A 1,276-nucleotide genomic window follows, 5' to 3' on the forward strand; every position below is an offset into this window, starting at 1 on the left:
GGTCCATCCTCTGTTAATACATAAGGTTGTGTATCAGCAAAATTAAGCAAATGGAAATCACCATCATGATTGGTATCCTGCTGTCCTCTATCAAAAACTCCACACCTGTCTATAAAGTCACATAAAGATTGAAATTTATCTAATTTCCGCTGTTTGCTATAAAAATTATGCAAAACACCGAGATTAATAGCAATAATTACAGGTCTGCTAGCAGTTCCATTCATATCAAATTGTGACAAAACCTTTTCAAGGGTTTCTAATGAATTTTTATCATAATCGTATGACTCGGTGGAATCATTATGGATGAAAACCCCCTCAAAAAGATCACTATGCTTAGCTTTCATATATGCTAATAAATGACTTTTACCGTCCCCAACACTACCGCATAATAGTAGCAAGCCTGGCCTTTCCTTTTGCTTTAATTCTTTCAAAATTTCCTCAAATTCTTTTTGTATGCCTCGGTCAACATGCATGTAGCTTTGGAGTTTCCCGAAAGAATCTGCGTTTGCAACAGATTCTTTAGAAGAAGACTGCAAGACTTCTAACATAGATACAAACTTACTATCCTTAACGGAGTTATTCGATGATATTACTTCCTGTGAACCTTCATCTTTTGTTATGGCTATCTCTACTTCATTCAAAGATGAATAATTGGGTAACTCTAGTTTTTCTGCAACCATAAGTAATAGATCCATTGCTTTGTTAGCATCTTGTTCAGTTATAGAATTAGCTTTTTTATCACTTAATGTACAAAAATCAACTACATATTTATATTCTTCGGATGAAATGTTAAATTTATATTTTAATAATTCCCAAGCAATTTTGATTGTAGTGGATTCAAAATAAGATTCATTTATTTCTTCGTTATTTGTTTTCAATGCAAGCTGTTTCATTCGTTGAATCGATAGAGTAATAAACAAAAAATTTAAATATCCCACAGCATCTGCAGGGTTATTTTTAATCATTGTTTGTACTTGGTGAAATTCATTTATTTTATCTTCTGGTATATATTTCTTAACTTTCTCCCAGACTAACTCGTTCGTCATGGTTTTACTCTCCCTTTAGACATCCTATTTATAATTGATTACTCATAATGTTTCTTTTATTCCTTTTGATTTAAGGTTGGCAAAGCACACATTAACGATATACTCAGTTGGCGCTAAGAATACATAATTCTCTAAGAAATAAAGAAATAAAGAAATAAACAATTAAAACATTATCGCTTTTTATTAATGCTAATATTAATTAATGCAGCTTTACATTACTGAATCTTTTG

Annotated in this window: 1 protein-coding gene; it reads right to left on the bottom strand. The window is 31.3% G+C overall.

Going from position 1 to position 1,276, the window contains the following annotated elements; all coding sequences use genetic code 11:
- Nucleotides 1–1,046: DNA phosphorothioation-dependent restriction protein DptF (gene dptF, locus ACWCQ1_RS52110; RefSeq protein ID WP_451030136.1), on the bottom strand; the 1,046-nt coding region annotated here is incomplete at its 3' end.
- Between the last annotated feature and the right edge of the window lie 230 nt (nt 1,047–1,276).

This window comes from Streptomyces sp. NPDC002144, assembly GCF_053593695.1.